The 5,751-nt window shown below is 57.5% G+C and carries 4 protein-coding genes and 1 pseudogene; 1 reads left to right on the forward strand and 4 read right to left on the reverse strand.

The genetic code is table 11. The annotated features are described in order from the left end of the window. From RCH87_RS07035 to RCH87_RS07050, 4 genes and pseudogenes are all read right to left on the reverse strand, one after another. A pseudogene (locus RCH87_RS07035) lies at nt 1–1,775 on the reverse strand (DUF294 nucleotidyltransferase-like domain-containing protein); the annotation flags it as partial. Between the two features lie 22 nt (nt 1,776–1,797). Further along, nucleotides 1,798–3,429, reverse strand: coding sequence for a cell wall-binding repeat-containing protein (locus tag RCH87_RS07040; protein ID WP_306516008.1), 1,632 nt, complete (start codon nt 3,427–3,429; stop codon nt 1,798–1,800). A gap of 97 nt (nt 3,430–3,526) precedes the next feature. Next, nucleotides 3,527–4,546: a 3-isopropylmalate dehydrogenase gene (locus RCH87_RS07045; RefSeq protein ID WP_306516009.1), complete on the reverse strand. Its 1,020-nt coding sequence runs from the start codon at nt 4,544–4,546 to the stop codon at nt 3,527–3,529. Between the two features lie 109 nt (nt 4,547–4,655). Continuing rightward, nucleotides 4,656–5,459: a hypothetical protein gene (locus tag RCH87_RS07050; protein WP_306516010.1), complete on the reverse strand. Its 804-nt coding sequence runs from the start codon at nt 5,457–5,459 to the stop codon at nt 4,656–4,658. Nucleotides 5,460–5,651: 192 nt separating this feature from the next. Here RCH87_RS07050 and RCH87_RS10410 point away from each other — a divergent pair. Beyond that, nucleotides 5,652–5,751, forward strand: a 100-nt coding sequence (locus RCH87_RS10410) for a 6-carboxyhexanoate--CoA ligase (protein ID WP_373690944.1), incomplete at its 3' end; no start/stop codon positions are given.

The following is a 5,751-nucleotide window of genomic DNA, read 5'->3' on the forward strand; positions in this document are numbered from 1 at the left end:
ATCTTGGACAATCTTTTCGGGTCCACGTGGTAATCGGGCTTTTTCTCGTGCCGTAGCTGACGGGCTTGGTGTCGCAAAGTCAGTGTGCGCAAGAAATAAAAGGCATCGGCCAGATCGCGCGCTCCTTCACGGGAAACGCTTTTACCCGCGGACTGTTCCAATCGAGTCACCGTGTCAACCGCATCGACGCCAGCAGTAATCGCATACAACCGGGCCATCTGCACGATGCCATAGGTTCCGCCGGTTTTGATGTTCAGCGTGCGGGCATAATCGCCGGAACGCTCCACAACCAAGCCCTTGAAAAACGTCAACGGTGGTTCGCGGCGCGCTGCGAGGCTAGCCAGGTGGGCATGCAAGCGCTTGGAGTCACCACCCATCTGCACAGCGGTGCGGTGGACGGCGTCGGCAAGCTGCAGATCGCCATAGATCGGACGGAAATCAAAAAATGTTTGTGCGTGCAATAGCGCATCCGCGTCCGGCGCGGTGATCCACGTGTGAAACGTGTCTTCCCAGTCGCGGGCAGTCTGGCGCCATTGTGGGTTCGTCGCCATCATATCGCCCGGGCACCAGGCCTGGCCTGCCTCGGCCAAGCCCTCACAGACCCAGCGCGCCAAGGCCTCGAAATATTCTCCGTGCTGGTCAGGATCATAATCATTGGACAACACCATCGCATTGTCTTGATCGGAAGATAAACCCATCTCACGACGGCCCTGCGAACCCAGCACCACAAACGCATACGGTACCGGCGCAGGACCGAATTTCTCTTCGGCTAGCTCGAGAAGCCTACGCGCGATGCTGTCTGCGGCGATCGTCATCATCTGTGCGGATTCGGTGGAATTTCCACTACGATCAATAAATCGCGCGATGACCGCGCAGGCATCGCGATAGGCACCCCGGAGTTGTTTTCGGGTCGTGCGACGCGAAAAATCAGCGGTAAGGTACACCGGGTTCACGCGCAGCAGCCGGGCAATATCCGCGCCGGCAACAACGCCGACCACCTTGTCCGCTTCCAGAACCGGTAAATGGTGAATATTCAGTTCCGCCATGATCAACATGGCTTCGAAAGCCAAAGTTTCCGGGGTGACGGTACGCAAATCGGTCGTCATCACCTCGCTGACGGGCAACGCGGTATCCAGAGATTCTGCGACTACACGGCCCGTCATATCGCGGTCGGTAACTATGCCTCGCAAATTACCGTCCTCGGTAATCAGCAACGATGACACTACCTTTTCGCGCATCTGTTGCGCCGCCGCAGCGATACTGGTGTTCGGTGCAGTAGCCTGCGGGTTGGTGATCATCACGTCACGCAACGGGGTGCGCAACACGCCGGTGGAGGCGTCGTCGGCAAGCTCTTGCGCCGCGCTACGGATTCGGCGGGATTGTAAAGAATAAAAACGCTCGATATCCGGGTGTGCCGCGACCGCGCGTTGAAATTCCTCCCGTGGCAACTCAAGCACCAAGCTATCTTCCACCGCAACGATCGTGTACCGCGATTCCGGCACCCCGGGATCAGCCAACAGCGTCGAATAGCCGAAACTTAAACCGGGCTCGCGGCGATCCAATAACCCGCCCTCGGCATCCAATACATCCATGGCTCCGGAGCGGATGACATGCAAGATATCGTTGCGGTCACCGGCACGAACCATCGTGGTGCCACGTCGGATATAGCGCATCGTCATTGTGGCAGCAATCGCTGCGAGATCATCCGCGGGCACGTGGGAAAACGGTTCGTGTTCTGCCAGGAAGCCAGTGACTTCCTCTACCTCAACGCTCATGCACTCATGTTACTGATAAAACTTACTGATATGACACAAACCACGGACGAGGGTCGATCGCGTAGGTTTCTTCCGGGGTAAACGTCGGGTTGTCTTCGTCGATGAAGTTCTTCCACGCCATATACCAATCGTCGGACAGATCGTTGCGGACCATATCCCAAGTCGCGAATTTCTCGGCTGGAGGGCCGTGGCCATCAGCGTGCAAGACGAAGCCCAGCTCTGGGTGCGAGGTGTTGACTGCTTCCCGGTTACGGATCATCTGATGCTGGAATTGGTGCACCATCAGCGCCTTTTGCGGCAAGTTGTTTTCGCGTACTAACTCTGCCAACCAATCGGCGACCTCATTGATCTCGGAGGCGTCGACGTGCCCCACCTGTTGCAACGGTTTCTCATCTGGCCCGAGTTTCCATTCCGGGTCCAATGCCAAGCCGACGTTTGGCTGCTTCAACAGTTCTTCGTAGTGCTGCGCCTGTGCCAATAGACTCTCGCGTCCCGGCTGTAAATCCAAGAAGGCATAACCGCCATCGTTGACCACCGCATCGATATACGGCTGCAGCTCTGCCTCATCGGTGTAGTTGGTGTACAGGTTGTGCGGACCAGGCTGCGCCGCAGCGATCGTGGCAATAATTTCGAAGGCTGGGATCACTGGCTGATCAGCAAATGGTTGGTATTGTTCAGCCAACTCGTGGGCGTGGCGGATGGCTTCTTCTGGTGGCATCTCCCCCATCACGCCTAGCGCCGGGCCAGCCGGGTGACCATACAACGCGATCATGCGACGGCCGGGAAAGACCAATCCGCCGCCGCCGGGCAGCTCGCCATTCTCGGCAAGGTCAATTGTGCGATCGACGTAGTCCTGATCGCCGAAGGCTGCACCCAGGGTAATGATGTCACCTTCCAGTGCTGCCTGCATCGACTCAGAGGTAGCACGGATATCCGGTGCATCCAGCACAGTGACCTGGTTACCAGCGGCCAACACTGAAGCCACCGATGCCAGTGCAGTCTGCTCACTAACGAAAATTGGGGTGGCATCTTTACCTGAGCCCGTCGGCAGATTTCCTGCCTGCTCGAGGTGCTCCAGCAAGCCAGCAATGCGTGGGCCTTCGTACGCCCACGCCATTGGCTCGGCCGGAGACGCAGGGGAAACTTCTGCTACATCAGACCCAGAACCCGCGTCGGCAGCAGCTTCATCGTTGGCGCTGTTGTCGTTACCGCTGCTGTCACCGGCATGAGCTTCCACGTTGTCCGACCAATCCGACCACGCGTGGCCAGCCGGAGCAACCGGATCGCCGACTGTAATGATGTTGTCGACGGCGTGAGCGTCGAAGAACTCCACCAAGTCCAATTCAAACTCGGAGCGAGCGGCAATCATGGGGGCAGATTCTTCGACGGCGACGGTAGCTGCGGTGCGTTGCGCACCTTCATCCTCTGCGGCAACGATGATGGTAGAAAAATCATCGTAGAAATCATCGATTGTGACATCGCCGGTGCGGTTGCCATCAGTGAGCGCTGTGGCAACCGGTGGTCCGGATTCTTTATCCGCTCCACCATCGGCACCGGAATCATGCGTATCATGCGCTGAGCTCAGCGGTGAAGAATCCTCTTCCGCATCAGCGCAAGCTACCAGCGCGCAGGCCATCACAGTAGCGGTACTCAAACCGACAGCCTTCTTCCGGGCTGATGGAGATCTGCCGGAGGAGAACGCGGATGATCTAATTTGAGACAGCATACTGCGAGTATTCATAATTACTATCCTATGCATTCACCGCAGCGGCGATGCGATCGCCCACTGCACTCGTGGAAATAGCTTGCTCACCACGGGAACTAATATCGGCGGCAACGGCGGTTTCGATCTTGGCGGCGTTATCTTCATCTCCCAAGTGACGCAACAGCAGTGCGACAGACAAAATCGCGGCGGTTGGGTCAGCGACGCCCGTGCCCGCGATATCAGGCGCCGAACCGTGCACTGGTTCAAACATCGACGGGTTGATACCGGAGGCATCAATATTGCCGGAAGCAGCCAGGCCGATGCCGCCCGTGACCGCACCGGCGAGGTCAGTCAGAATATCGCCGAACAAGTTATCAGTAACGATCACGTCGTAACGCGCGGGGTCGGTCACCATGTAGATGGTCGCAGCGTCGATGTGATGATAATCCACGGTGACATCCGGGAATTCCTGGCCGACCTCTTGCACGGTGCGCATCCACAGTCCACCGGCGTTGACCAGCACATTCGTCTTATGCACCAGGGTTAGGTGTTTGCGTCGGTTGTTCGCACGCTCGAAGGCATCGCGCACCACGCGTTCCACCCCGTAGCGAGTGTTTTGCGAGACCTCGGATGCCACCTCATGCGGGGTGCCTTCACGCAACACACCGCCGTTGCCGCAGTACAGTCCCTCGGTGCCTTCACGAACGACCACAAAATCAATTTCGCCAGGGTTGGCCAGCGGCGTCGACGAGGTCGGGTATAGCTTCGAGGGGCGCAAGTTGACGTGGTGATCGAGCGCGAAACGCAATTTCAGCAATAACGCGCGCTCAAGCACACCCGATGCCACCTTGCGGGGATCGCCGATAGCGCCCAGCAAAATCGCATCGTGCTCGCGCAGCGCAGCAAGATCTTCGTCAGTAAGCGTATCGCCGGTTTCCAGGTAGCGTTCCGCGCCGAGATTGAAACGGGTGATCTCGACGTCGTCACGCAATGCTTCGAGCACTTTGAGTGCTTCCGCGGTTACTTCTGGCCCGATACCGTCACCGGCGATCACAGCGAGTCTCATGGAGTGATACCCTTTCTCAAATTCACGTTTCTCTTAAGCGTACCCGACGCTGTGAATGGCGCCACCACCGAGACGATTAGCCACCGGTTTCGGTGCCTGGATCAACTTTTTAGATAATCAACTTCTGCCACTGCCCCACATCAGGGAATTTGCGCTCGCCGGCTAACCAGCGCTGGAACACCTCCGTCGCGGTATCCAGGTCCAGCCCGCCGATGCCGAAATGCATCTCCGCGGCTCCGTTACGCACCTCAATCCAAAAACCTTCATCGGCCATGATGTTGCCTTGTGTGCCCACCGAGCCCGAGGTCGGAGAATAAAAACACTGAATATAGTGCTGGGTTTCCCATTGCGAATCGGCCTGCGAATCGGCCTGCCGCGACTGCCCATTCGATTGCTGCTCTGCGGTCTTCGCTGCTTGGCGATCCACAATCTTGACATAATCGGTGCGCGAATATGCCGTATCCGTTTGTTGTTGATAAATCGCTTCCAAGACATCGCGGATACCGCTTGGCGACGACCACCCCAGCGTGTAATGCGCCGTCGTCATCGGATACCGCACCAGGTCATCGCCATAGGCCAACACGGTATCGCGGTCGATATCCAACAGCCCCAGCTGATTAGGAATAACCGCTTGGAAAATCGTGGTCATGGCCGTGGGCTCTTGTTCTGGTGCGATGCTCACCAGCACGCTTCCGCTATCGATAACCTGTATTGCTGGTGCGGGTGTTATCGTCCCCAGCTTGTCGACGGCCGCCGCAAGTTGCCCAGCTGAGACTTGCGTGCCGTCTACTACCCCGGCCTGGCGCAACGACAGAACGTGCTTTCTTATCTGCGTCGGCGTCGTAATAGCGGGTGCAAAAATCGCCAACCGCCGGGATCGTTGTTGTGGCTGTTTCCTATTGTGCTCAGTCATGCCACCAGCCTAATAGGCATTTCACAGCGCGCAGCAGCAATCAGCCAGGCTCTTCCTTTGGCCGGTGCAGAGCCTCCTGCGACACCATTCTTGAACGCCGTTTAATCCTGCTCACGGCCACGAAATATCACAGCGAAGACGATAAATATGGTTTAGACTACGAACATGCCGGAGACCATGTACTCGATCAAAATGCGCGCCAGCCTCAACGGTTCCCATATTTCCGGAGCCGAGCGCATCGTCCCAGCCCGTTATGTCGGCCAGGTCAGCCAACAACTTCACCACCGCGCAC

Origin of the sequence: Corynebacterium sp. (assembly GCF_030826625.1) — a bacterium.
GTDB lineage: Bacteria > Actinomycetota > Actinomycetes > Mycobacteriales > Mycobacteriaceae > Corynebacterium.

What these genes read in the sequence shown, in the direction of transcription:
- RCH87_RS07045 (WP_306516009.1), bottom strand. Translation starts at nt 4,546, where the DNA reads ATGAGACTCGCTGTGATCGCCGGTGACGGTATCGGGCCAGAAGTAACC.
- RCH87_RS07050 (WP_306516010.1), bottom strand. Translation starts at nt 5,459, where the DNA reads ATGACTGAGCACAATAGGAAACAGCCACAACAACGATCCCGGCGGTTG.